Here is a 24,330-nt window from a genome sequence, read left to right as displayed (position 1 = left end):
GCGCCTTCCCTCGGTGCGGATCTGCGTGTGCATGCCGTCGGGCAGGCGGTGGCCGCCCGGCGGTCCCGGGGGCGGGACTCCGCCCGCCCCCGGGTCTAGCCTCAGGCCTGGTCGGCCGTGCCGCCCTGCGAGGGCTGCGCGGACGCGCCGGGCGCGACGCCCTCGCGGGCCGCGGCGATCGACGCGCGTGCGGCGTCGGCGACGGCCTCGGCCGTGATGCCGAACTCGCGGTAGAGCGTCTCGGCGTCGGCCGACGCGCCGTAGTGCTCGATGCTCACGGTGCGGCCGGCGTCGCCGACGATCTCGTGCCAGCCCTGGCGGATGCCCGCCTCGACGGACACGCGGGCGCGCACCGCGGCGGGCAGCACCTGCTCGCGGTACCCGGCGTCCTGGGCGTCGAACCACTCGCGGCACGGCATCGACACGACGCGCGCGGCGATCCCGTCGGCGGCGAGGGCCTCGCTCGCCTCGACCGCGAGCTGGACCTCGGAGCCCGTGCCGACGAGCACGACGTCGGGCGTGCCCTCGGTGTCGCGGAGCACGTAGGCGCCCCGCGCGAACCCGGCGGCGTCGGCCGCGGCGTCCGCCCGCTCGAACGTGGGCACGTTCTGGCGCGTGAGGATCAGGCCCGCGGGGTTCGCGGTGTTCTCGAGGATCGTGCGCCACGCCCACGCGGTCTCGTTGGCGTCGGCGGGGCGCACGACGTCGAGGCCCGGGATCGCGCGCAGCGCCGCCAGGTGCTCGATCGGCTGGTGCGTCGGGCCGTCCTCGCCGAGGCCGATCGAGTCGTGCGTCCACACGAACGTCGACGGGATCTCCATGAGCGCGGCGAGCCGGACCGAGGCGCGCATGTAGTCGGAGAACTGCAGGAACGTGCCGCCGTACGGGCGCGTGAGGCCGTGCAGCACGATCCCGTTGAGGATCGAGCCCATCGCGTGCTCGCGGATCCCGAAGTGCAGCGTGCGCCCGTACTCGTGGCCCGGGAACTTCTTGGTCGCGTGCTCGACCGGGACGAACGACGGCTCGCCGTCCATCGTGGTGTTGTTCGACCCGGCGAGGTCGGCCGAGCCGCCCCAGAGCTCGGGCAGGGTGTCGGCGAGCGCGGTGAGCACCTTGCCGGACGCCGCGCGCGTGGCCACGCCCTTGGCGCTGGCCTCGAACACGGGCAGGGAGTCGGTCCAGCCCTCGGGCAGCTCGTGCGCCGTGAGCCGCTCGAGCAGCGCCGCGCCGGCGGGCGTCGCGGTCTTCCACGCGGCGAACGCGGTCTCCCACGCCTCGCGCTGCGCCGACTGGTGCTGCGCGACCGCGCGGGTGTGCGCCAGGACGTCGTCCGCGATCGCGAACGACTGCTCGGGGTCGAGCCCGAGCGCGACCTTGAGGCCCGCGACCTCGTCGGCGCCCATGGCCGAGCCGTGGATGCCACCGGTGTTCTGCTTGGTCGGCGACGGGTAGCCGATGATCGTGCGCAGGGCGATGATCGACGGCTTGCCGGTCTCGGCCTTCGCGGCGTCGAGCGCCGCGGCGAGGCCGTGCACGTCCTCGTCGTAGCCCGTGCCGCCGTTGGTCCAGTCCACGCGCTGGGTGTGCCAGCCGTAGGCCTCGTAGCGTGCGAGGACGTCCTCGGTGAACGCGATGTCGGTGTCGTCCTCGATCGAGATCTTGTTGTCGTCCCAGATCACGACGAGGTTGCCGAGCTGCTGGTGGCCGGCGATCGACGACGCCTCGGAGGTCACGCCCTCCTGCAGGTCGCCGTCGGACGCGATCACGTACACGTGGTGGTCGAACGGGCTCTCGCCGGGCGCGGCGTCGGGGTCGAGCAGACCGCGCTCGCGGCGGGCCGCCATCGCGAAGCCGACCGACGAGGCCAGGCCCTGGCCGAGCGGGCCCGTGGTGATCTCGACGCCCGCGGTGTGGCGGAACTCCGGGTGGCCGGGGGTCTTCGAGCCCCAGGTGCGCAGCGCGGCGATGTCCTCCATCTCGAGGCCGTAGCCCGCGAGGAACAGCTGGAGGTAGATCGTCAGGGACGAGTGGCCCGCGGACAGCACGAACCGGTCACGACCGACCCAGTGCGGGTCGGCGGGGTCGTGGCGCATCGTCTTCTGGAACAGCAGGTACGCGGCGGGCGCGAGGGAGATCGCGGTCCCGGGGTGCCCGTTGCCGACCTTCTCGACGGCGTCCGCCGCGAGAGCCTTGATGGTCTTGACCGCCTGGTCGTCGAGCTCGGACCAGTCCAGCGGCGAGATTGCCGGGTCGAACGCGTTCACCGAACCTCTTTCCCGTCCCGGGCGGGGCCGGGACCGTCTGCACACTTCGGAGCCGCCGGACGACGCCCGGCGACGCTCTGGCGTCGTCCGGGGGAGGACACGTGCCCGGGCTCGTCGAGGGTCGTGGCCCTCGGGAGGCAGGGGGAGCAGGTCGTCGCCGGTTGCACGTCCAGCCTATACACGCCGTGCGGCTGCGGCCCGGGGGTGCCCGCAGGGTGGAGCGTTTGTGAGGGATCGGGCGGATCTCACACCCCGGGCACCCCTCCGAGGGGCGCGGGGGCGTGGTCACGGACGTACGATGGGTCGATCGCCCAGGCGCGGTACGGCCCCCGGCCGGCCGGCCGGAACTCCGACGCAGAACGGAACCCCCAGCGCGTGCACACCACGAGCCAGGCACCGATGGACGACCTCGGCGCCGCCACGAGCGGGACGCGCGGCCCGGCGTCCCCGGCCCCGACCCGCACTCCCGGGTGGCGTGGACGGGTCGGTGCGTACGTCGCGCTGACCAAGCCGCGCATCATCGAGCTGCTGCTCGTGACGACCCTGCCGACCATGATCCTCGCCGAGGGCGGCCTGCCCGACCTGTGGCTCGTGCTCGCGACGCTCGTCGGCGGGGCCGCGGCCGCGGCGTCCGCGAACGTGTTCAACTGCTACCTCGACCGCGACATCGACGAGGTCATGAACCGCACCAAGCGGCGTCCGCTCGTGACGGGGGAGGTCACGCCCACCGCGGCCCTCGTGTTCGCGAGCGTCCTCGGCGTCGCCTCGCTCGTGTGGTTCGGCCTCCTCGTCAACGCGGCCACGGTGTGGCTCACGCTCGCCGCGATCGCGATGTACGTGGTCGGCTACACGATGCTGCTCAAGCGCCGTACGTCGCAGAACATCGTCTGGGGCGGCGTCGCGGGCTGCATGCCCGTGTTCATCGGCTGGGCCGCGGTCGACGGCGGCGTGAGCTGGAGCGCGGTCGCGCTGTTCGCCGTGATCTTCTTCTGGACCCCGCCGCACTACTGGCCGCTGTCGATCAAGTTCAAGGCCGACTACCGCACCGCGGGCGTCCCGATGCTCCCCGTGGTCGCCGACTCGACGCGCGTAGCCCGCGAGATGATCGCGTACACGGTCGCCATGATCCTCAGCTCGCTCGCGCTCGTGCCCCTGGCCGGCATGACCTGGGTCTACACGGTCGTCGCGCTCGGCCTCGGCGCCTGGTTCCTCGTCGCGTGCGTCGCGATGCTCCGCCGCGCCGAGCACCCCGAGCGCGGCAAGCTCCACGCCATGAAGGTCTTCCACGCGTCGATCACCTACCTGACCCTGCTGTTCGTGGCCGTCGCGGTCGACGTGTTCCTGCCGTTCTCGCCGCTGCTCGGCTGAGCGTGCCGCCCGCCCCGGACGACGACGTCCTGCCCGACGACGTCCTGCCCGGTGACGCCGCTGCGCCCGACACCGCCGCGGACGAGCTCCCGGCCCGGCTGCGCGTCGCCCTCGACGGATACCTCGCGCACCTCGCGGTCGAGCGCGGGCTGTCCGGCAACACCCTCGCCGCGTACCGCCGCGACCTCGCGCGGTACGCGCGCTACCTCGCGACCGGCGGGCGGGACGACGTCGCCGCCGTCGTCGAGCAGGACGTGACCGACTACGTCGTCGCCCTGCGCTCGGGGTCGGACGGCGGCAGCGCCCTCTCGCCCGCGTCCTCGGCCCGGGCGCTCGCCGCCGTGCGCGGCTTCCACCGCTTCTGCGCGGCCGAGGGCACGGCCGCGAGCGACCCCACCGCGGACGTGCGCGCCCCCGCCCAGGCACGCCGACTGCCCAAGGCCGTCTCGACGCGTGAGGTCGAGATGATCCTCACGGCCGCGAAGGAGGGCGAGGGCGCCGCGCCGTTGCGCGACGGCGCGCTCCTGGAGCTCGTGTACTCGACCGGCGCCCGGATCTCGGAGGCCGTGAGCCTCGACGTCGACGACCTGGACCTCGAGCGGGGCGCCGTGCGGCTGTTCGGCAAGGGCAGCAAGGAGCGCGTCGTGCCCGTCGGGTCGTTCGCGTGCCGAGCGCTCGAGGCGTACCTCGTGCGCGGGCGTCCCGACCTCGCGGCGCGCGGGACCGGCACGCCCGCGCTGTTCCTCAACACGCGCGGCGCGCGGCTCTCGCGGCAGAGCGCGTGGGCGGTGCTGCGTGAGGCCGCCCGACGCTCGGGCATCGACGACCCGGACCGGATCTCCCCGCACACGCTGCGGCACTCGTTCGCGACCCACCTGCTCGCGGGCGGTGCCGACGTGCGCGTCGTGCAGGAGCTCCTCGGCCACGCGTCGGTCACCACGACGCAGATCTACACGCTCGTCACTCCCGACACGCTGCGCGAGGTCTACGCGTCGGCGCACCCGCGCGCCCGCGGCTGATCCCGCGGCGCGCCGGGCCGCCCCGGAGGCGGAGCGTGAGCCCTGTTGTAGCGTGACGAGCGTGAGCAGCCCGAGCGAGATCACGAGCGACACCCTGGGTGTCGAGGTGCGCGTCGCGGACGAGGTCCGCCTGGACCCGGCGGGCCGGGCGATGCCCGACTTCGCCGTCCCGGCCCCGCTGGCGCAGCACGGCCCCGCCCGCATCATCGCGATGTGCAACCAGAAGGGCGGCGTGGGCAAGACCACCACGACGATCAACCTGGGTGCCGCGCTCGCGGAGTACGGGCGGCGCGTGCTGCTCGTCGACTTCGACCCGCAGGGCGCGGCGTCCGTCGGCCTCGGGGTCAACCCGCACGGCCTGGACCGCACGGTCTACAACCTCATGATGGAGCGCGACGCCGACGTGCGGGAGATCATCGTCGGCACCGCCGTCGACGGGCTCGACGTGCTGCCCGCGAACATCGACCTGTCGGCCGCCGAGGTCCAGCTCGTGGGCGAGGTCGCCCGCGAGTCGGTGCTCTCGCGCGTGCTGCGGCCCGTCGCCGACGAGTACGACGTGATCCTGGTCGACTGCCAGCCGTCCCTGGGGCTGCTGACCGTCAACGCGCTCACCGCGGCGCACGGCGTGCTGATCCCGCTCGAGTGCGAGTTCTTCGCGCTGCGCGGCGTCGCGCTGCTCGTGGAGACCATCGACAAGGTGCGTGACCGGCTCAACCCGCGGCTCGAGGTCGACGGTATCCTGCCGACCATGTACGACTCCCGCACGCTGCACTCGCGCGAGGTCGTCGCGCGCGTGCACGAGGCGTTCGGCGACCAGCTGCTGCACACCATCATCGCGCGCACCGTGAAGTTCCCCGACGCGTCCGTCGCGGCCGAGCCGATCACCGTGTACGCGCCCGCGCACGCCGGCTCGGAGTCGTACCGCCGCCTCGCGCGCGAGCTCGTCTCGCGCGGCAGCGTCGCCTGACCGTGGCGACCACCCCGTGACCGCGGTGGACGTGGCACCCGGCCCGGCGACGTCCGACACCGCGACCCCGCCGGAGCCTCGCAGCCCACGGGGCGGGTTCGAGGTCCACCTCGAGAACTTCTCCGGACCGTTCGACCTGCTGCTGTCGCTCATCACCAAGCACCGCCTCGACATCACCGAGGTCGCGCTCGGGCAGGTCACCGACGAGTTCATCGCCTACATCCGGGCAGCCGAGCGTGCGCCCGACGGCACGCTCGGGTGGGACCTCGGCACCGCGAGCGAGTTCCTCGTGGTCGCGGCGACCCTGCTCGACCTCAAGGCCGCACGCCTGCTGCCCGCGGGCGTGGTCGACGACGCGGAGGACCTCGAGCTGCTCGAGGCCCGCGACCTGCTCTTCGCGCGGCTCCTGCAGTACCGCGCGTACAAGCAGGTCGCGGGGATCGTCGCGGAGCGGCTCGCGACTGAGGGGCGCCGGTTCCCGCGCCAGGTGCAGCTCGAGCCGCACCTCGCGGCCATGCTGCCCGAGCTCGTGTGGCAGATCGGGCCCGACCAGCTCGCGCAGCTCGCGGCCCGCGCGCTCGAGCCCAAGGCGCCGCCGCCCGGCGTCGACCTCGCGCACCTGCACGCGCCCGTCGTGAGCGTGCGCGAGCAGGCGCAGATCGTCGTCGAGCACCTGCGGCGCGACGGCGCGGCGACGTTCCGGAGCCTCACCGCGGGCGCCGAGCCGGGCGTCGTGGTCGCGCGGTTCCTCGCGCTGCTCGAGCTGTTCCGTCAGGCGCTCGTGGGCTTCGAGCAGGTCGAGGCGCTCGGCGAGCTCACGGTGCGCTGGACTGGGGAGTCGGACGACGGGCCGGGCGGCTCGCCCGCCGGCGCGGACTTCGAGGAGTTCGACGGCGCCGAGGATCCGCCGGGGGGTGTGGACGTCGATGACGGGCCCCAGCACGCACCGCACGACGAGAAGCAGGACGAGGCCGATGACCGCTGAGACCGACCTGACCACCGAGACTGACCCAAACGCTGGGACCGACCCGACCGCTGAGTCGGACCTGACCGCAGTGCACGACGGGGCACCCGTCGTGCCCGCCGACGCGGACGAGCTCGCGTTCGACGCGCACGACCTGCCGGGCGGGCCCGCGGCAGCGCTCGAGGCGATCCTCATGGTCGCCGACGAGCCGATCCCCGCGGTCCAGCTCGCGTCGGCGCTCGCGCTGCCGCGCGACGAGGTCGAGGCGCTCCTGGGCGAGCTCGCGGCCGAGTACCGGGGCGAGCGCGGCGGACGTCCGCGCGGCTTCGAGGTGCGCGAGGCCGGGGGAGGGTGGCGCGTGTACTCGGCGCCCGCGTTCAGCGACGTCGTCGGACGGTTCGTGCTCGAGGGCCAGACGGCGCGGCTGACCCAGGCCGCGCTCGAGACGCTGTCCGTGGTCGCGTACCGCCAGCCGGTCACCCGGGGTCAGGTCTCCGCCGTCCGCGGCGTCAACGTGGACGGCGTGATGCGGACCCTCACGACGCGCGGGCTCGTCGCCGAGGTGGGGCAGGACCCGTCCACGGGTGCGATCCAGTACGGGACTACGGGATACTTCTTGGAGCGGATGGGGTTCACGTCGCTCGACGAGCTGCCGCCCCTGGCCCCGCACCTGCCCGACATGGCGTCGCTCGACGACGTCGACGGGTTCGACCGACCGAAGGACCTTTCCCCCTCATGAGCCCCACCCCGCACCGCCGAGGCAACTCCGGCGGGCGCCCGACGTCCGCACGACCTGCGCGCAAGCAGCCGGCCCGACGGGCCGTCGAGCCGCCGCGCGACGTCCACGAGCCCGACGGGGTACGGCTGCAGAAGATCCTCGCCTCGGCGGGTCTCGGGTCGCGTCGCGCGTGCGAGCGCCTCATCGAGGACGGCCGTGTGCAGGTCGACGGCGTCGTGGTCCGCGAGCTCGGGGTGCGCGTCAAGCCCGAGGGTGCGGAGATCCACGTCGACGGCATGCGCGTGCAGCTCGACACGTCGCTCGTGACGCTCGCGTTCAACAAGCCGCGCGGCGTGCTGTCGACCATGGACGACCCGGACGGCCGCTCGACCGTGTCGGACTTCATCCAGAACCGCTCCGAGCGGCTCTTCCACGTGGGCCGTCTCGACGCCGACAGCGAGGGCCTGCTCCTGCTGACGAACGACGGCGAGCTCGCGAACCGGCTCATGCACCCCAAGTACGAGGTCGCCAAGACGTACCTCGTGACGGTCGAGGGTCGCGTCAAGGGGAACCTCGCGAACGTGCTGCAGCACGGCGTCGAGCTCGAGGACGGCGTCGCGAAGGTCGACGGGTACCGCGTGGTCGACACGACCGCGACCCAGTCGATGGTCGAGGTCGTGATCCACGACGGCCGCAACCGGATCGTGCGTCGCATGTTCGAGGAGGTCGGGCACCCCGTGTCGGCGCTCGTGCGCACGCGTGTGGGCACCATCGCGCTCGGCAACCTGCGCCCCGGCACGACGCGCGTGCTGGGTCGCGACGAGCTCGGCTCGCTCATGGCGCAGGTGGGCCTGTAGTGGCGGTCCGCGCGATCCGCGGGGCCACGCAGCTCGACGTCGACGACCGCGAGCACCTGTTCGCGCGCACGACCGAGCTCGTGCAGGCGGTGCTCGACGCCAACGACGTCGACACCGCGTCGCTCATCTCGATCTTCTTCACCTGCACGCCCGACCTCGTCGCCGACTTCCCGGCCGCCGCGGCCCGCGAGATGGGCCTGGGCGACGTGCCGCTCATGTGCGCGGTCGAGATCGGCGTGCCGCACGCCCTGCCGCGCGTGGTGCGCCTCATGGCGCACGCCGACCTCGACGTCGCGCGCGCGGACGTGCAGCACGTGTACCTGCACGGTGCGGTCGCGCTGCGGCGCGACATCGCTCAGTAGGGGCACTTCTCGGTAGGGCACTTCTCCGTAGAGGCACTGGTCGCCGTGCGCCGCGGTCGGGACGCCGCGGGCGCACGCGGCCGCGCACGGGCACCTGCGGGTACCCTTCCGGGGGCGGCCCAGGCCGCCCGCGCGTCCTTCCCGTCCGTCCGACCCCTGGAGCCCCCGTGCCCGCTGCCGCCACCGATCCCACGACCCCCGCGCCGCTCGTCGTCGCGATCGACGGCCCGTCCGGCTCGGGCAAGTCGAGCGTGTCGAAGGCCGTCGCGCGCGAGCTCGGCCTGGCGTACCTCGACACGGGGGCCATGTACCGGGCGGCGACGTGGTGGTGCGTCGAGCAGGGCGTCGAGCTGACGGACGCGGACGCCGTCGCCGCGGCAGTCCGCGTGATGCCGCTGGTCATGGGCGTCGACCCGGCCGCGCCGGGCGTGCACGTCGGCGGCACCGACGTCGGTGAGGCGATCCGTTCGACCGCGATCACGGCAGCCGTGAGCGCGGTCGCGACCAACCTCGACGTGCGGGCCGAGCTGCGCCGCCTGCAGCGCGAGGCGATCGACGCCGAGCGCACGGGCGGGTTCTCGCAGGGTCGCGGCATGGTCGCCGAGGGTCGTGACATCACGACCGTCGTCGCGCCCGACGCCGACGCGCGGGTGCTTCTGACCGCGAGCGAGGAGGCGCGTCTGGCGCGCCGCGCGCTCGAGGTGCACGGCGAGGCCGGCGACGCCGCGGTCGAGGCGACCCGCGACCAGGTGCTGCGCCGTGACCAGGACGACTCCGCGGTCTCGCAGTTCCACGTCGCGGCCGACGGGGTCGTGACCGTCGACTCCTCGGCACTCGACTTCGCCCAGACCGTCGAGGCCGTGCTCGGGGTGGTCCGCGAGCACGCGAACCGCTGAGGCCCCCGCGATGAGCACGGGCGGCACCCACGCCGACGGACCCGCCGTCCCGTCGCCGCGCGGCCCGGCGTGGTCGCGCCACGTCGGACGCTTCGCCGCGACGGTCGTGTGGTCGACCCGCGTGACCGGCGCCGAGCACGTGCCCGCCACGGGCCCGGTGATCCTCGCCGCGAACCACACGGGCGTCGTCGACGGCCCCCTGTTGCTCGGCGTCGCGCCGCGAGGGCTGCACGTGCTGGTCAAGCAGGAGATGTTCCACGGGCCCGTCGGGGCGGTGCTGCGCGCCGCCGGGCAGATCCCCGTCGACCGTGACGGCGGCCGCGCCGCTCTCGTGACCGCGCGCGCCGTGCTCGAGCGCGGGGACGCCGTCGGCGTATTCCCCGAGGGCAACCGCGGTCGCGGCGACGCGTCGTCGGGCCGGGCGGGCGTCGCATGGCTCGCGCTGCACAGCGGAGCGCCCGTCGTGCCCGTCGCGATGCTCGGCACGCGGCGCACGGGGGAGTCCACGAACCACCTGCCGGGTCTGCGCCGGCGCATCGAGGTCGAGATGGGCGCACCCGTCACGGTGCGCCGCGCGCCGGGCACGAGCGGCCGCCAGGCGCTCGCCGACGCCAACGAGCAGGTGCGTGCGGCGCTCGCGGACCTCGTCGCGCGGGCCGTCGCGCGCACGGGCGTGGCCCTGCCCACGGACGGGCCCGAGGGCGGCTCGCGGCACCTGTGACGGTGCCCGTGCCACGGGTGTCGCACGTCTCGCGTGCGTCGGTTCGGTGAAGTCGCCCGAGCCTGGGAGAATGGTGGGCATGACCCACCCCGACGACGCCGACGTTCCCGCCATCGTGCCCGAGGACGACGCACCTGCCGGCGTCGAGACCATCGCCCCCGACGCGGACGACGCCGCGCGCGAACGAGCCCTGCGCGCGGGCCTCGACGACTACGAGCTCGGCGACGAGGACTTCTCGCTGCTCGACCGCGACGACGAGGACGAGGAGGTCGAGGCCCCCGAGGCCCCGCTGCCCGTGCTCGCCGTCGTCGGCCGCCCCAACGTCGGCAAGTCGACGCTCGTCAACCGCATCCTCGGGCGCCGCGAGGCCGTCACCGAGGACAAGCCGGGCGTCACGCGCGACCGCGTGAGCTACCCGGCCGAGTGGGCCGGACGCCGGTTCACTCTCGTCGACACGGGCGGCTGGGAGGTCGACGTCGCCGGGATCGACGCGCGCGTGGCCGAGCAGGCCGAGATCGCGATCTCGCTCGCCGACGCCGTCGTGTTCGTCGTGGACGCCGTGGTCGGCCCGACCGACACCGACGAGCGCGTCGTGCGCCTGCTGCGCCGCTCGGGCAAGCCCGTCGTGCTGTGCGCCAACAAGGTCGACGGCGCCTCGGGCGAGGCCGACGCGATGAACCTGTGGAGCCTGGGCCTCGGCGAGCCGTACCCGGTCTCGGCGCTGCACGGCCGCGGCACGGGCGACCTGCTCGAGGCCGCGATGAACGTGCTGCCGACCGAGTCCGCGCACGGCGAGCTGCGGCCCGAGGGGCCGCGCCGCGTCGCGCTCGTGGGCCGCCCCAACGTCGGCAAGTCGTCGCTGCTGAACAAGATCGCGGGCTCGCAGCGCGTCGTCGTCGACGAGATCGCGGGCACCACGCGCGACCCGGTCGACGAGCTCGTGCTGCTCAAGGGCGTGCCGTGGTGGTTCGTCGACACCGCCGGGATCCGCCGCCGCGTGCACCAGACGCGCGGCGCGGACTTCTACGCGTCGCTGCGCACGCAGGCCGCGATCGAGAAGGCCGAGGTCGCGGTCGTGCTGCTCGACGCGAGCGTGCCGCTGACCGAGCAGGACACGCGCGTGCTGTCCCAGGTCGTCGACGCAGGCCGCGCGCTCGTGATCGCGTACAACAAGTGGGACCTCATGGACGACGACCGTCGCCGCTACCTCGAGCGCGAGATCGACAAGGAACTCGTGCAGCTCCAGTGGGCCGAGCGGGTCAACGTCTCGGCGCGCACCGGCTGGCACACCGAGCGGCTCGTGCCCGTGCTCGAGCGCGCGCTCGCCTCGTGGGACCGCCGCATCCCCACGGGTCGCCTCAACGCGTTCCTCGGCGAGCTCGTGGCCGCGCACCCGCACCCGCTGCGCGGCGGCAAGCAGTCGCGCATCCTGTTCGCGACGCAGGCCTCGACGCGCCCCCCGCGGTTCGTGCTGTTCGCGACCGGGTTCATCGAGGCCGGCTACCGCCGGTTCATCGAGCGGCGCCTGCGCGAGGAGTTCGGCTTCGAGGGCACGCCCATCGAGATCTCGGTGCGCGTGCGCGAGAAGCGCAAGCGCTGATGTCGCGTCGTCCGTCGCGGGGATGTCGGACCAGCCCCTGAATGTGGGGTAGTATTTCCGAGGCTCGTAAGGGCCACCCGGGTCCGGGGAAACCATGGATTCGCGGGCTGTGGCGCAGCTTGGTAGCGCACTTGACTGGGGGTCAAGGGGTCGCAGGTTCAAATCCTGTCAGCCCGACGTTCAAGCCCAGGTGAGAGAACCTCTCACCTGGGCTTCGTCGTGTCTGGGCTTCGTCGTGTCTGCGCTTCGACGTGTGTGGGCATCCGTGTCCGGGTGCCGTCGTGTCCGGGTGTCCTCGGTCGGCTGTCGCCGTCGCGTGTACCGTCGACGGTGCAGGTCCGGTTCGCCGGACGCCGCTCGGCGGACGAGGTCGACGATGCACACGAGAACGTTGGGGCAGGGCCTCCAGGTGTCCGCGATCGGCCTCGGGTGCATGGGCATGTCCCAGAGCTACGGGCCCAACCCCGGGCCGCGGGACGAGATGCTCCGGGTGCTGCGGTCCGCCGTCGACCTCGGGGTCACGTTCTTCGACACCGCCGAGGCGTACGGCCCGTACGAGAACGAGCTGCTCGTGGGCGAGGCGCTCGCCCCGGTGCGGGACCAGGTGACGATCGCGACGAAGTTCGGCTGGCGGTTCGAGGGTGGGCGGGCCGTCGGGCTGGACAGTCGCCCCGAGACCGTGCGCCGGGTCGCGGACGAGTCGCTGCGCCGGCTGCGCACCGATGTCATCGACCTCTTCTACCAGCACCGTGTGGACCCCGACGTCCCGATCGAGGACGTCGCGGGTGCGGTGGCCGATCTCGTGCGCGCCGGGAAGGTGCGGCACTTCGGACTCTCCGAGGCGTCGGCGGCGACGATCCGCGCCGCGCACGCGGTGCTCCCCGTGACCGCCGTCCAGAGCGAGTACTCGCTGTGGACCCGCGACCCCGAGGCGCAGGTGCTGCCGACGCTGGCGGAGCTGGGCATCGGGTTCGTCCCGTTCAGCCCGCTCGGCAAGGGGTTCCTGACCGGCACGGTGGCGGCCGACCAGGAGTTCGCGCACGACGACATCCGCGCCACCATCCCGCGGTTCAGCGCGGACAACCTTGCGGCGAACCAGGCGCTCGCGGACCACGTGGCGTTGCTCGCCGACGCGAAGCGTGCGAGCCCCGGGCAGGTCGCGCTCGCGTGGCTCCTCGGCCGGCACCCGTGGGTCGTGCCGATCCCGGGGACGCGTCGGACCGCCCGCGTCGAGGAGAACGCCGCGGCGACGCAGGTGGCGCTCTCCGCGGACGAGCGCGCGTCGTTGGACACGCTGGCGGCGGACCTCGGTGTGCACGGCGAGCGGTACGGCGCATTCCACCTCGGCCTCGTGGGCCGGTGAGCGGGGCTCGCACGAGCGGGCGGCTCAGGTCGGCGGCAGCACCGGCGTCGGGCGGCCCGCACTGACGAGCGCGAGGCTCACCCCGGCCTGGCTCGCGGCGGCGGCGCACGCGGCGAGCGCGTCGCGTGCCACGGCGTCCGAGAACGAGGTCTGCACCAGGTGCGGGCCGTAGGTGTAGTCCGCGAGCACGTCGCTCAGCGCACGGGACACCTGCTGGGCGCCCTCGCCGGTGGGGGACAAGCCGTCGTTCATCGCGGGGAACCGTGTCCAGAGGATCTCGCAGTAGGCGCGCAGGCGCGGGCTCGTCGTCGCCGGGTCCTCGGTGTCGGCGTCGTCCGACCACGCGGCTCCGTCGAACCAGGCGTCGAAGTCGGCCTCGGTGTCTCGGCCGCCTGCGCCGACGGCGGTCTCAGGTTCCAGGGCGTCCTGCTCGAACGCGACCACGTCGTAGCTCATGGGGGCATCGTGCCCGACGCCGGTGACACGGGCGCCGGTGACACGGGCGCCGGTGACACGGGCGCCGGTGACACGGGCGCCGGTGACACGGGGTCCGCGTGCGACGGGGTCTGCGCGGGACGGTGTCAGTGGTCGACGGGCCAGTGGTCGACGGGTCAGTGGGCGACGGGGTCAGCGCGTGACCGGGTCAGCCTGTGGCGGGGACGGGTGGGCGGTCGCGCGCCCGGCGGTCACGAGCGCGTCGACCAGCGCCCCCGCGGCGGGCGGCGGCCGGTCGGCGTACGTCACTGCGAGCACGGTGCGGTGCGCGTCGGTCACGGCCTCGCCGCGCACGCGCGGGTCACGGTGCGCGGCGAGCGCGAGGCCGGGCAGCAGGCTCACGCCCATGCCGGCGGCGACCAGGGCCTGCACCGCGACGTAGTCGTCGGTCTCGAACGCGATGCGCGGCGTGAAGCCCGCGCGCTCGCACCGCCCGAGCAGGTCGGCGCGGCACCGCTCGCAGCCCGCGATCCACGGGACGTCGCGCCACCGGGCCAGGTCCGACCCGCCGTCCGACCCGTCCTCCTCCGGCTCCTCGGGCGCCGACCCGTCGTGCTCCGCGCGGCCGCCCGACTCGCCGTCACCTGTCGCGCCGTCAGCTGTCACGCCCCCGAGCGGCGTGATCAGGTGCACGGGATCGGTCATGACGGGGTGCGCGGCGAGCCCGTGGCGGTCGTTCGCGGCGTGATCGTGCTCGAACACGAGCGCGACGTCGACCGTCCCGCGCCGCACGAGCGAGAGCGCCTCGGGCGGCTCGGCCTCGACGAGCTCGACGTCGACGCCGGGGTGCGCGCGCACGAGGGCCGCGACGGCGGCCGGCACGAGCGTCGCCAGCGCCGACGGGAACGCGGCGAGCCGCACGCGCCCCGCACCCAGGTGGGCGAGGGTCCGCAGCTCGTCACGCGTCGCCTCGACGCGCCCGAGCAGCTCCTCGGCGCGGCGCACGAGCAGGGCGCCCGCGGCGGTCAGCCGCACGCCCCGACCGTCGCGCTGCAGCAGCGGGACCCCGACCTCGGCCTCGAGGCGTGCCAGGTGGTGCGAGACGGACGGCTGGGACGTGTGCAGCGACTCCGCGGCGGCGGTGATCGTGCCCTCGTGCGCGACCGCGACGAGCATGCGCAGACGGTGCAGGTCCATCAGCCCAGGCTACGCCGCACCCATCGGATCGATCGATGGTTCCAGCGAGAACAGGTATTGGACCGATGGGTCGCCCAGTTGCGACCGTGGAGGCATGACCCTGAGCCCGCTCGCCGCCCGTCCGACCGCGTCGACCCGCCCGTCCCCGCGCGTGCCGACGTTCGACGACGTCCGGCACGCCCGCGACCTCCTGGCCGCCCACGGCAGCGTCGTGCGGACCCCGACGCGCACCTGGGCCGCGCTCGACGACCTGACGGGCACCCGCGTCGTCGTCAAGCACGAGGAGCGGCAGGTCACCGGAGCCTTCAAGCTCCGCGGCGCGCTCACCCTGCTGCTCGCCATGGCGCCCGCGCAGCGCGCCCGCGGGATCGTCGGGTACTCGACCGGCAACCACGCGCAGGCGCTCGCGTACGCGGCGCGCGAGACCGGCACGGCGTGCACGATCGTCATGCCCGAGCATCCCAACCCCACCAAGGCCGCGGCCGTCGAGGCCCTCGGCGCGCGCCTCGTGCTGCACGGCCCGACCCTGACCGAGGCCGCCGAGCACGCGCAGGTCCTCGCGGCACAGGACGGCGCCCGGTACGTCACGGCCGCGGGCGAGCCCGAGATCGTGGCGGGTGCGGCCACGGCCTACGTCGAGATGCTCGAGGACCTCCCGCACACCGGCACAGTGCCATTCGACGAAGCGCCCCTCGACGTCCTGCTCGTCCCGGTGGGCGGCGGCAGCGGCGCCGCGGGCGCCTGCCTCGCCGCGGCCCACCTCGCCCCGGGCTGCGCGGTCGTGGGCGTGCAGTCCGCGTCGTCGCCCGCCGCGCACGACTCGTGGCGCACCGGCCGCCTCGTCGAGCGATCGAACACGTCGTTCGCCGAGGGCCTGGCGACCGGGGCCGGGTTCGCGCTCACGCAGCGCGTGCTCGCCGAGCACCTCGCGGACTTCGTGCTCGTCGACGACGCCGACCTGCGGCGCGCGCAGGCCGCGCTGCTCGTGCGCACCGGCACCGTGGTCGAGGGGGCCGGTGCCGCGGCGCTCGCGGCCGTGCTGGCCGACCCCGGTCGGTTCGCGGGCGCCCGGGTGGGTGTGGCGCTCACGGGCGGCAACGTGAGCCCGGCGGAGCGGGCGGACGTCGCGCGGTACGTGTGACGTCCGCGACAGCCGCGTCCCGGCGGGGTGCGGCGAGGCGCACCGTTCCGCGGTAAACGCGCGCGCCGCCCGTGGGCGCGGAGGGTTCGTCGCGAATGCCCGGTGCCCGGAGTGGGAGATGGGGTGTTTCGCCCGAGTGAGGATGGGCTAAGTTAGGCCAGCCAAACCTCAGACGAGTCGGGAGCCCGCCCATGTCCGCCCTGCTGTCCGCCGCGACCGCGGAACGCTACGCCACCACGCTGCACGGCGTCGTCGACACGCTCGCCGAGCGCTTCGCGACCACGACGCAGCCGTTCTCCGGCGCGAGCCGTGAGCAGCTCGAGCAGCTCGTCGACGCCGTCGACCTCGACACCGCGGGGGAGGGCACGCAGGCCGCCCTCGACGAGATCGGCGACCTCTACCTGCGCCACGCGGTCTGGTTCCACGACCCGGCGTACACCGCGCACCTCAACTGCCCGGTCGCGCTGCCCGCCGTGGCCGCCGAGGCCGTGCTCGCCGCGGTCAACACCTCGGTCGACACGTACGACCAGTCGACCGTGGGCACGCTCATGGAGCGCCGCCTCGTCGAGTGGACCGCACGCCGGATCGGGTACGCGCAGGGCGACGGCGTGTTCACCTCGGGCGGCACGCAGTCGAACCTGCAGGCGCTGTTCCTCGCCCGCGAGTCCGCGCTGCGCGCCCTCGGCGCCGCCGAGGGCGAGGCGCGCACCGCCGCGACCGCACGACTGCGCGTCCTGGCGACCGCGTCCAGCCACTTCAGCGTCGGCAAGTCCGCGCTGCTGCTCGGGCTCGCGCACGACGCCGTCGTCGAGGTGCCCGCCGACGCGTCCGGGCGCATGGACCCGGCCTCGCTGAGCGTCGTCCTGCACGACGTCGCGGCCGCGGGCCAGCACGTCATGGCCGTCGTCGCGACCGCCGGGACCACCGACCGCGGCTGCATCGACCCGCTCGACGCGATCGCGGACGCCTGCGACCCGACCGGGGCGTGGCTGCACGTCGACGCGGCCTACGGCTGCGGGCTCCTGGTCTCGCCCACGCGGCGTCACCTGCTCGCGGGCGTCGAGCGCTCGCGCAGCGTCACCGTGGACTTCCACAAGAGCTTCTTCCAGCCCGTGTCCTCGAGCGCGCTCGTCGTGCGCGAGCCCGCGGACCTCGCACCGGTCGCGTGGCACGCCGACTACCTCAACCCGCTCGCGAACGCCGAGCCCAACCAGGTCGACAAGTCGCTGCAGACGACGCGCCGGTTCGACGCGCTCAAGCTCTGGGTCACGCTCCGCGCGCTCGGCCCCGACGGCGTCGGGCGCATGGTCGACGCCGTGTGCGACCTCGCCGCGCAGGTGCACGCCGCGCTCGCGGACGACCCCGACCTGCACGTCGTGGCCCCGACCCAGCTCAGCACCGTGCTGTTCCGCTACGAGCCCGCCGGGCTCGACCCGGCGCGCGCCGACGCGATCGTGCCGGCCGTGCGTCGGCTGCTGTTCGACTCCGGTCGGGCGATCGTGACCAAGACCGTCATCGACGGCCGCCCCTGCCTCAAGCTGACCTTGCTCAACCCGGACTCGCGCCTCGAGGACGTGCTGCGCGTGCTCGAGCTCGTGCGCACGACCGCGCAGGTGCTCGCCGACCCGGACCGGCTGCTCGACGGCGCCGGCGTGCTCGACCTGGAGGCGAGCCGATGAGCGCGCACGTGCACGACGTCCTCGGCGTGGGCATCGGCCCGTTCAACCTGGGCCTCGCGTGCCTCGCCGACCCGCTCGACCTCGACGCGGTGTTCGTCGACCAGGCGCCCGAGTTCCGCTGGCACCCCGGCATGATGATCGACGGCGCGACCATCCAGGTGCCGTTCCTCGCCGACCTCGTGACCATGGCCGACCCGACGTCGCCGTACTCGTTCCTCGCGTACCTCAAGGACGTCGGGCGGCTGTACCCGTTCTACATCCGCGAGAGCTTCTACCCGCTGCGCGCCGAGTACGACGCGTACTGCCGGTGGGCCGCCGCCCGCCTCGGGTCGCTGCGCTGGGGCCGCCAGGTCGTCTCGCTCGAGCGTGACGCCGACACCTGGGTCGCGCGCGCCGAGCTCGCCGACGGCACCGTGGAGACCTACCGTGCCCGCCACGTGGTGCTCGGCACGGGCACGAGCCCCGTGCTGCCGCCCGCGCTGCGCGACCTCGGCGACAGCGCGGTGCACTCCGCGCAGTACCTCGCGCGCCGCACCGTGCTGCTCGCCGCCGGGCACGTGACCGTCGTCGGCAGCGGGCAGTCCGCTGCCGAGATCTACCGCGACCTGCTCGGCGAGCTGCGCACGCCGCACGGCGGCGGCCCGCTCGACCGGCTCGACTGGGTCACGCGCTCGCCGCGGTTCTTCCCGATGGAGTACACCAAGCTCACGCTCGAGATGACGTCGCCCGAGTACACCGACCACTTCCACGCGCTGCCGCTCGAGCTGCGCGACCGGCTCGGGCGCGAGCAGCGCGGGCTGTACAAGGGCATCAGCGGCGACCTCGTCGACGACATCTACGACACCCTGTACCGCCTGAGCCTCGAGCACCGCGTGCCCACGACCCTCCTGACCGACACCGAGGTCGTCGCGGCGAGCACGGACGTCGACGGCATCGAGCTGCGCCTGCACCACGCCCAGCTCGACCGTGGGACGACGCACCGCACGCGCGCCGTCGTCGTCGCGACCGGGTACGCCGCGGCGGAGCCCGCGTTCCTGGGCCCCGTGCGCGACCTGCTCGACCGCGACGCGCGCGGACGCCTCGCCGTCACGCGCGACTACACGGTCGAGCCCTCGCGGACCCTGCACGTGCAGAACGCCGAGGAGCACACGCACGGTCTGACCGCCCCCGACCTCGGCATGGGGGCCTGGCGCAACGCCGTGATCCTCTCGACGATCCTCGGCCACGAGCCCTACCCGGTCGAACGCCGCATCGCGTTCCAGCAGTTCGGACTGCCCGACGGGGGTGCCCGATGAACGAGCACACTGTCCGCACACGGGTCGGGACCGTCGTCCTGCGTCCCGCGACCCGCGACGACGCCCCGACCCTGCACGCCTGGCTCACCGACCCGCACGCCGCGTTCTGGGCCATGGGCGACCACGACCTGTCCCAGGTGCGCGACTACCTCGACGCGCTCGTGCAGGACCCGGCGCAGGCCCCGTGGCTCGGGACCGTGGACGGTGAGCCCGCCGTCTACGTCGAGACCTACGACCCGGCGCGCGTGCTGCTCGACCAGGTGCACGACGCCGCCCCCGGCGACCTCGGCATGCACCTGCTCGTCGCCCCGCCCGGGGACGCGCCCCGCCACGGCTTCACGTCGGCGCTCATGAGCGCCGTCGTCCGGTTCTGCCTCCACGGCCTCGGCGCCGCACGCGTCGTGGTCGAGCCGGACGTGCGCAACACCGCGATCGCGGCCAAGAACGCCGCCGCCGGGTTCCGCGTGCTGCGCGAGGTCGACCTGCCCGGCAAGCGCGCCGCGCTCTCGGTCTGCACCCGCGACGACTTCGCCGCGAGCCCCCTGGGCGACGGGGTCGACCTCGCGCCGCACCTGCGCGCGGGCGCCGACGTGCCGGACGCCGGCACGCCAGACACCGGCGACGCAGCGTCACCCATGGCCCGCGCGCACCGTCACCTGGTCGCCAAGACCCTCGCGGAGCTCAGCCACGAACGGCTGCTCGCGCCCCGCGCGCTCGGGGATGCCGAGGCCGACCCCCAGGACCGGGCCACGTGGGCCTGGTTCGAGCTCGCGCTCGACACCGACCACGGGCTGGTCGTGCACCGGTTCCGCGCCGCCCGGTTCGCGCTCGAGCACTGGGTGATCGACGAGCCGAGCATCACCCGCACGGTCGACGGCGCCGCCGCCGACCTCGACGCGCTCGCGCTCGTGGTCGAGCTCCAGCCCGTGCTCGCGATCCCCGACGCGCTGCTCGCGACCTACCTCGAGGAGGTCTCCTCGACGCTCGCCGCCGGCGCCGCGAAGGACCACGCGGGCGGCCCGCGCGCCGACGAGCTCGCCGACGCCGACCTGCCGACCGTCGAGGCCGCCATGACCGAGGGCCACCCGGCCTTCGTCGCCAACAACGGCCGCATCGGCTTCTCCCTCGACGACTACCTCGCCTACGCGCCCGAGCGCGGCGCCCGCACGCGCCTCGTGTGGCTCGCCGCGCACCGCGACCACACGCACCTCGCGCTCGGCGCGGGCCTCGACGAGGCCACGCACCTGGCGCGGCAGATCACCCCCGACGAGCACGCCGCGTTCACCGAGCGTCTCGCCGCGCGGGGGCACGACCCTGCCGCCTACCACCTGCTGCCCGTGCACCCCTGGCAGTGGCAGCACCGCGTGCCCGTCACGTTCGCCGCGGACGTCGCCCGCGGCGACCTCGTGCCGCTCGGCACGGGCGCCGACGAGTACCAGCCGCAGCAGTCGATCCGCACCCTGCTCAACCGCACCCGCCCCGGCGCCGACTACGTCAAGGTCGCGCTCGCGATCCAGAACATGGGGTTCCTGCGCGGCCTGTCGCCCGCCTACATGCGCGTCACGCCGCAGATCAACGACTGGGTGCACGACCTCGTCGCAGGCGACCCCGGGTTCGCCGGGTTCGAGGTGCTGCGCGAGCACGCGTCGATCGGCTACACCGGCGACGTGTACCACCGCACCGCCGCGCCGTCCGCGCACCGCAAGATGCTCGCCGCACTCTGGCGCGAGAACCCGACCGCCCGCACCGCGCCGGGGGAGCGCTGCGCGACCATGGCCGCGCTCCTGCACCGCGACGCCCACGGCGCCTCGTACGCGACCGCGCTCGTACGCCGCTCGGGCCTGGACGCCCGCACCTGGCTGCGCGCCTACCTCGACGTGTACCTGCGGCCCCTCGTGCACGCGCTGCTCGCGCACGACCTCGCGTTCATGCCCCACGGCGAGAACCTCATCCTCGTGCTGCGCGACCACGTGCCCGTGCGCGCGTACATGAAGGACATCGGGGAGGAGGTCGCCGTGCTCGGCGAGCGTGCCCTGCCGCCCGAGGTCGAGCGCGTGCGCGCCGTCGTCGACGACACCGAGAAGGCGCTCGCGATCTTCACCGACGTGTTCGACGGCGTGCTGCGGCACCTCGCCGGGATCCTCGCCGTCGACGGCACCCTGCCCGAGACCGCGTTCTGGGCCGAGGTCGCCGACGTCATCGACACCCACCGCGCCGAGCACCCCGACCTGCGCACCGGCGTCGACCTGCGCGCCCAGCGCTTCGCCCACAGCTGCCTCAACCGGCTCCAGCTGCGCAACACGCTCCAGATGGTCGACCTCACCGACCAGTCGTCGTCCCTGCTGTACGCCGGCACGCTCGCCAACCCCGCCCGCGCATGACCCACCGCTGGCGCACCTGGCGCGACGCCCACGGCGTGCCGCACCTGCGCGCTCCCGACGAGCTCACGCTCGCCGAGGCCCAGGGGTACGTCACCGCCCGTGACCGCGGCTGGCAGATCGAGGTCGACCGGTGGCGGTCCGAGGCGCGCCTCGCCGCGCACCTCGGCGAGACCGCCCTCGACTGGGACGTCCTGGCGACCCACCTGCGCCTCGACGAGACCGCGCGCCGCGTGTACGCCGCCCTCGCCGACCCCGAACGCACCTGGGTCGAGGCGTACGCGCGCGGCGTCAACGCAGGCCTCGCCGACGGCGGCCGCGACACCCCCGAGCACCGCACCCTCGAGACGCTGCCCGGCCCCACGCCCGACCCGGCCCCCTGGCAGCCGTGGACGCCGATCGGCGTCCTGCTCGTCGCGCACGTGCTGTTCAACGACTTCCCGCACCAGCTCTGGCGCGACCACGTCGTGCGCACCCTCGCGCCCCACCACCCCGACGTCCCCGCGACCGCGCTCGCCGACCTCTTCGCCGCGGACGGCGGCCCCGGCCCCGGCAGCAACGCGTGGGCCCTCGCCGGGGCGCGCACCGCCACGGGCCACCCCCTGCTCGCCGGCGACCCGCACCGCGTGCTCGAGCTGCCCGGCACCTACCAGCAGGTCCGCCTCGCGTGCGACGCGTACGACGTGCTCGGGCTCGCACTGCCCGGCGTGCCCGGCGTCGCGCACTTCGCCCACGCCGGCAGCGTCGCCTGGGGGATCACCAACGCCGTCGCCCACCAGGTCACCGTCACGCACGAGCACCTGCGCGAGCACACCGACGGCACCCGCGAGGCGCACGGCCCCCACGGCTGGGAGCCGGCCCCCACCGAGACCGTGCACCTCACCGTGCGGACCGTCGACGGCGTGCGCACCCACCCCGTGCGGCGCAGCACGACACCGCGCGGCGTCGTGCTGCCCGTCACGCCCGTGCCGGACCCCACGGAGACCGAACCCGTGGCCGCCGAGCAGCACGCCTACGCGCTCGACCTGCCCGGCCACCGCACCCACGACCTCGGCATCGCCAGCATGCGCACCCTCCTGTACGCCACGACCGCGCACGACGTCGCCACGGCGCTCGCGGGCTGGGTCGAACCGGTCAACCGGGTGCTCGTCGCCGACGACACGGGCGCGGTGCTGCGCCTGACGGCGGGCTTCGTGCCCGACGTCCCGCCCGCGCACGGGCACCTGCCACAGGCGCCCGACGGCGACCCCGTACCCGGACGCCGCGTGCTGCCCGCACCCGTGGTCGTCACGGACGTGGCCGTCGACGCGAACGAACGACCCGACGTCGCGTACGGCCACGCGTACGCCGCGCCGCACCGCGCGCGCCGCGTCCGCGCCCTGCTCGACGAGGTGCCCGGGACGCCCGAGGGGCAGCAGCAGGTGCACGCCGACACGTTCCTCGCGAGCGTCGCGGGGCTGCTCGCCCTCCTGCCGCCCGCCGACGACCCGCACCTGGGTGCCGGCGCGCGGACCGTGCTGCGCGAGCTGCGCGCCTGGGACGCCCGGATGGACGCCGGGTCGCGGGTCGCCGCCACGTACGCACGCTGGCGGTCGCACCTCGTGCGCCGCGTCGCCGGTCATTCCGCGCTCGCGCCGTTGCGTGCCGAGCACGGTCTCTCGCCCGAGCTCGCTCCGTGGTTCGACGTGACCGCCCGCGTGGGTGACGCGATCGAGCACCTGACGCGCGGCGGGACGGCGGCCGCGCTCGGCGTCGACGGTCGCGCGCTGGCCCGCGCCGCGCTCGACGACCTCGTCGCGGAGGACGCCCGGGACGACGGCACCACGACGGCAGGCACGACGACAGCGGTCATGGCGGCGGCGGGCACGGAGTCGCTCGCTACGGAGCCTGCTGGTGCGACGTGGGGCGAGTCACACACGCTGGTGCCGGTGCACGCGTTCCTCGGGGTGCCAGGCGCTCAGGTGCCGGGCCTGGGCGACGGCCGCACGGGTGGCACTGGCACAGACGATGACCTTGCAGGCGATGACGGTGCAGGAGATGACGGTGCAGGAGATGACGGTGCAGGCGGCGCGTCACGGCTCAGCGGCGACACCGACTGCGTCTGCAGCACCGTGAGCACGCCCGGCGCGAGCGACCTGTGCTGGCGCGGGCCTGCCGCGCGATGGGTCTGGGACCTGGGGGACCGCGACGCGAGCCGGTGGGGCGTGCCGTTCGGCGCCGCGGGCGACGCGCGCAGCCCGCACTTCGCCGACCAGCACGCGCACTGGCTCGCGGGGCGCACCGTGCGGGTCGAGACCCGGTGGGAGCGGCTCGTGCGCGACGAGTCCTGCGACGGTCCGCCCGCGCGACGCAGCCCGGCGCCCCCGCAGCACGCGGACGCGACCGCTCCGAAAGCCCCGAAGGGTACGAACGGCCCGACCACAGCGACCATACCGACCACAGCGACCACAGCGACCACACCGACCACGTCTGCGGAGGACCGATGACCCTGCTCCTGAGCGGCCGACCCGGCGAGACCGTCCACACCGCGACCGTGCACGGCGGCACGGCGAGCGTGCGCGTGCTCGACCCGGTCGCCGATCTCGACCTCGTGCACGCGTGGGTCACGCACCGCGGCAGCGGCTTCTGGGGCCTCGGCGGACTCTCCCGGGACGAGCTGCGCTCGACGTACGCGTTCGTCGACTCGCTCGAGACGCACCACGCGTTCCTGCTGTGCTGGGAGGGCGAGCCGTTCGTCCTGCTGCAGACCTACGACCCGGCGCACGACCCGGTCGGCGAGACGTACCCGGTCGCCGAGGGCGACGTCGGGCTGCACTTCCTGCTCGGCGCGAAGCCTGCCGCACCGGTGTCGGCGTGGGCCGTGCTCGGGGTGGTCCTCGAGAGCTTCGTGTACGCGGCCCCCGCGGCGCGGCGGGTGGTCGTCGAGCCTGACGCGGACAACGTCGCGGCGGTCGCGCGGGTGCAGCGGCTCGGCTTCGAGCTCGGCCCGCGCGTGCTGGTCGGGACCAAGCGGGCGCAGCTCGCGTTCCAGAGCCGCGAGGCGGCCCGGGCGATGGCTGACGCCGCGGGACGCGCGCGCGGCACCCGCTGAGAGGGAGCATCATGG

20 protein-coding genes and 1 tRNA gene are annotated in these 24,330 nt (G+C 74.5%); 18 read left to right on the top strand and 3 right to left on the bottom strand.

The window, feature by feature from the left end:
* Positions 1 to 101: 101 nt before the first annotated feature.
* On the bottom strand, positions 102 to 2,264 hold the full coding sequence (gene tkt, locus CLV28_RS08915) for a transketolase (protein ID WP_100422913.1): 2,163 nt from the start codon (positions 2,262 to 2,264) through the stop codon (positions 102 to 104).
* Positions 2,265 to 2,663: 399 nt separating this feature from the next.
* Between tkt and CLV28_RS08910 the strand changes: the two genes are divergently transcribed.
* The 12 genes from CLV28_RS08910 to CLV28_RS08855 all read left to right on the top strand — a co-directional run bounded on the left by CLV28_RS08910 (position 2,664) and on the right by CLV28_RS08855 (position 13,099).
* Positions 2,664 to 3,632, top strand: a complete 969-nt coding sequence (locus CLV28_RS08910) for a heme o synthase (RefSeq protein ID WP_100422912.1) — start codon at positions 2,664 to 2,666, stop codon at positions 3,630 to 3,632.
* A gap of 44 nt (positions 3,633 to 3,676) precedes the next feature.
* Positions 3,677 to 4,651 (top strand): site-specific tyrosine recombinase XerD, encoded by a 975-nt coding sequence (xerD, locus tag CLV28_RS08905; RefSeq protein WP_100423126.1) that lies wholly within the window; start codon positions 3,677 to 3,679, stop codon positions 4,649 to 4,651.
* Positions 4,652 to 4,802: 151 nt separating this feature from the next.
* The gene (locus CLV28_RS08900; RefSeq protein ID WP_100423125.1) at positions 4,803 to 5,618 is read left to right on the top strand and encodes a ParA family protein; all 816 of its coding nucleotides are present in this window, start codon (positions 4,803 to 4,805) and stop codon (positions 5,616 to 5,618) included.
* 25 nt (positions 5,619 to 5,643) lie between these two features.
* A complete protein-coding gene (locus tag CLV28_RS08895; protein WP_239073212.1) occupies positions 5,644 to 6,603 on the top strand; it encodes a segregation and condensation protein A in 960 nt (319 codons plus the stop codon).
* On the top strand, positions 6,593 to 7,321 hold the full coding sequence (scpB, locus tag CLV28_RS08890; RefSeq protein WP_100422910.1) for an SMC-Scp complex subunit ScpB: 729 nt from the start codon (positions 6,593 to 6,595) through the stop codon (positions 7,319 to 7,321). Before CLV28_RS08895 ends, scpB begins: the two co-directional genes overlap by 11 nt.
* Positions 7,318 to 8,157: a pseudouridine synthase gene (locus CLV28_RS08885; protein WP_100422909.1), complete on the top strand. Its 840-nt coding sequence runs from the start codon at positions 7,318 to 7,320 to the stop codon at positions 8,155 to 8,157. The genes scpB and CLV28_RS08885 overlap by 4 nt, the downstream gene beginning before the upstream one ends.
* A complete protein-coding gene (gene aroH, locus CLV28_RS08880; RefSeq protein ID WP_100422908.1) occupies positions 8,157 to 8,519 on the top strand; it encodes a chorismate mutase in 363 nt (120 codons plus the stop codon). The genes CLV28_RS08885 and aroH overlap by 1 nt, the downstream gene beginning before the upstream one ends.
* A 167-nt stretch (positions 8,520 to 8,686) precedes the next feature.
* Positions 8,687 to 9,415 carry a (d)CMP kinase gene (gene cmk, locus CLV28_RS08875; RefSeq protein WP_100422907.1) on the top strand — a complete coding sequence of 243 codons (729 nt, stop codon included), beginning with the start codon at positions 8,687 to 8,689 and terminating at the stop codon, positions 9,413 to 9,415.
* A 10-nt stretch (positions 9,416 to 9,425) separates the two neighbouring features.
* Positions 9,426 to 10,136, top strand: coding sequence for a lysophospholipid acyltransferase family protein (locus tag CLV28_RS08870; RefSeq protein ID WP_100422906.1), 711 nt, complete (start codon positions 9,426 to 9,428; stop codon positions 10,134 to 10,136).
* 79 nt (positions 10,137 to 10,215) lie between these two features.
* The gene (gene der, locus CLV28_RS08865; protein WP_100423124.1) at positions 10,216 to 11,736 is read left to right on the top strand and encodes a ribosome biogenesis GTPase Der; all 1,521 of its coding nucleotides are present in this window, start codon (positions 10,216 to 10,218) and stop codon (positions 11,734 to 11,736) included.
* A gap of 103 nt (positions 11,737 to 11,839) precedes the next feature.
* Positions 11,840 to 11,913, top strand: a tRNA-Pro gene (locus tag CLV28_RS08860).
* Between the two features lie 199 nt (positions 11,914 to 12,112).
* Entirely contained in the window at positions 12,113 to 13,099 is a 987-nt protein-coding gene (locus CLV28_RS08855; RefSeq protein ID WP_100422905.1) for an aldo/keto reductase, read from the top strand.
* A gap of 24 nt (positions 13,100 to 13,123) precedes the next feature.
* On the opposite strand, the gene CLV28_RS08850 is transcribed toward CLV28_RS08855, so the two are convergent.
* Positions 13,124 to 13,555, bottom strand: coding sequence for a hypothetical protein (locus CLV28_RS08850; protein WP_100422904.1), 432 nt, complete (start codon positions 13,553 to 13,555; stop codon positions 13,124 to 13,126).
* 171 nt (positions 13,556 to 13,726) lie between these two features.
* Positions 13,727 to 14,731: a LysR family transcriptional regulator gene (locus tag CLV28_RS08845; protein ID WP_100422903.1), complete on the bottom strand. Its 1,005-nt coding sequence runs from the start codon at positions 14,729 to 14,731 to the stop codon at positions 13,727 to 13,729.
* Between the two features lie 94 nt (positions 14,732 to 14,825).
* Between CLV28_RS08845 and CLV28_RS08840 the strand changes: the two genes are divergently transcribed.
* The 6 genes from CLV28_RS08840 (at position 14,826) to CLV28_RS08810 (ending at position 24,315) form a co-directional block, all read left to right on the top strand.
* A complete protein-coding gene (locus tag CLV28_RS08840; protein ID WP_100422902.1) occupies positions 14,826 to 15,872 on the top strand; it encodes a threonine ammonia-lyase in 1,047 nt (348 codons plus the stop codon).
* 191 nt (positions 15,873 to 16,063) lie between these two features.
* On the top strand, positions 16,064 to 17,551 hold the full coding sequence (locus CLV28_RS08835) for a pyridoxal phosphate-dependent decarboxylase family protein (RefSeq protein ID WP_100422901.1): 1,488 nt from the start codon (positions 16,064 to 16,066) through the stop codon (positions 17,549 to 17,551).
* Positions 17,548 to 18,846 carry a lysine N(6)-hydroxylase/L-ornithine N(5)-oxygenase family protein gene (locus CLV28_RS08830; protein ID WP_100422900.1) on the top strand — a complete coding sequence of 433 codons (1,299 nt, stop codon included), beginning with the start codon at positions 17,548 to 17,550 and terminating at the stop codon, positions 18,844 to 18,846. The genes CLV28_RS08835 and CLV28_RS08830 overlap by 4 nt, the downstream gene beginning before the upstream one ends.
* The gene (locus tag CLV28_RS08825) at positions 18,843 to 21,227 is read left to right on the top strand and encodes a GNAT family N-acetyltransferase (RefSeq protein ID WP_100422899.1); all 2,385 of its coding nucleotides are present in this window, start codon (positions 18,843 to 18,845) and stop codon (positions 21,225 to 21,227) included. Before CLV28_RS08830 ends, CLV28_RS08825 begins: the two co-directional genes overlap by 4 nt.
* Positions 21,224 to 23,710 carry a penicillin acylase family protein gene (locus CLV28_RS08820; RefSeq protein WP_157802572.1) on the top strand — a complete coding sequence of 829 codons (2,487 nt, stop codon included), beginning with the start codon at positions 21,224 to 21,226 and terminating at the stop codon, positions 23,708 to 23,710. The genes CLV28_RS08825 and CLV28_RS08820 overlap by 4 nt, the downstream gene beginning before the upstream one ends.
* Positions 23,707 to 24,315: a GNAT family N-acetyltransferase gene (locus tag CLV28_RS08810; RefSeq protein ID WP_100422898.1), complete on the top strand. Its 609-nt coding sequence runs from the start codon at positions 23,707 to 23,709 to the stop codon at positions 24,313 to 24,315. Before CLV28_RS08820 ends, CLV28_RS08810 begins: the two co-directional genes overlap by 4 nt.
* Positions 24,316 to 24,330: the final 15 nt, after the last annotated feature.

Origin of the sequence: Sediminihabitans luteus (assembly GCF_002797595.1) — a bacterium.
Taxonomy (GTDB): Bacteria; Actinomycetota; Actinomycetes; order Actinomycetales; family Cellulomonadaceae; genus Paraoerskovia; species Paraoerskovia lutea.
Note: the sequence above shows the minus strand (reverse complement) of the source record. Positions and strands in the feature narration are given on the sequence as shown.

Coding starts and splice junctions, on each gene's coding strand:
- CLV28_RS08825 (WP_100422899.1), top strand. CDS start 18,843: ATGAACGAGCACACTGTCCGCACACGGGTCGGGACCGTCGTCCTGCGT.
- CLV28_RS08855 (WP_100422905.1), top strand. CDS start 12,113: ATGCACACGAGAACGTTGGGGCAGGGCCTCCAGGTGTCCGCGATCGGC.
- CLV28_RS08820 (WP_157802572.1), top strand. CDS start 21,224: ATGACCCACCGCTGGCGCACCTGGCGCGACGCCCACGGCGTGCCGCAC.
- CLV28_RS08850 (WP_100422904.1), bottom strand. CDS start 13,555: ATGAGCTACGACGTGGTCGCGTTCGAGCAGGACGCCCTGGAACCTGAG.
- der (WP_100423124.1), top strand. CDS start 10,216: ATGACCCACCCCGACGACGCCGACGTTCCCGCCATCGTGCCCGAGGAC.
- CLV28_RS08910 (WP_100422912.1), top strand. CDS start 2,664: ATGGACGACCTCGGCGCCGCCACGAGCGGGACGCGCGGCCCGGCGTCC.
- CLV28_RS08810 (WP_100422898.1), top strand. CDS start 23,707: ATGACCCTGCTCCTGAGCGGCCGACCCGGCGAGACCGTCCACACCGCG.
- CLV28_RS08870 (WP_100422906.1), top strand. CDS start 9,426: ATGAGCACGGGCGGCACCCACGCCGACGGACCCGCCGTCCCGTCGCCG.
- CLV28_RS08900 (WP_100423125.1), top strand. CDS start 4,803: ATGCCCGACTTCGCCGTCCCGGCCCCGCTGGCGCAGCACGGCCCCGCC.
- scpB (WP_100422910.1), top strand. CDS start 6,593: ATGACCGCTGAGACCGACCTGACCACCGAGACTGACCCAAACGCTGGG.
- CLV28_RS08835 (WP_100422901.1), top strand. CDS start 16,064: ATGTCCGCCCTGCTGTCCGCCGCGACCGCGGAACGCTACGCCACCACG.
- CLV28_RS08885 (WP_100422909.1), top strand. CDS start 7,318: ATGAGCCCCACCCCGCACCGCCGAGGCAACTCCGGCGGGCGCCCGACG.
- CLV28_RS08840 (WP_100422902.1), top strand. CDS start 14,826: ATGACCCTGAGCCCGCTCGCCGCCCGTCCGACCGCGTCGACCCGCCCG.
- CLV28_RS08830 (WP_100422900.1), top strand. CDS start 17,548: ATGAGCGCGCACGTGCACGACGTCCTCGGCGTGGGCATCGGCCCGTTC.
- CLV28_RS08845 (WP_100422903.1), bottom strand. CDS start 14,731: ATGGACCTGCACCGTCTGCGCATGCTCGTCGCGGTCGCGCACGAGGGC.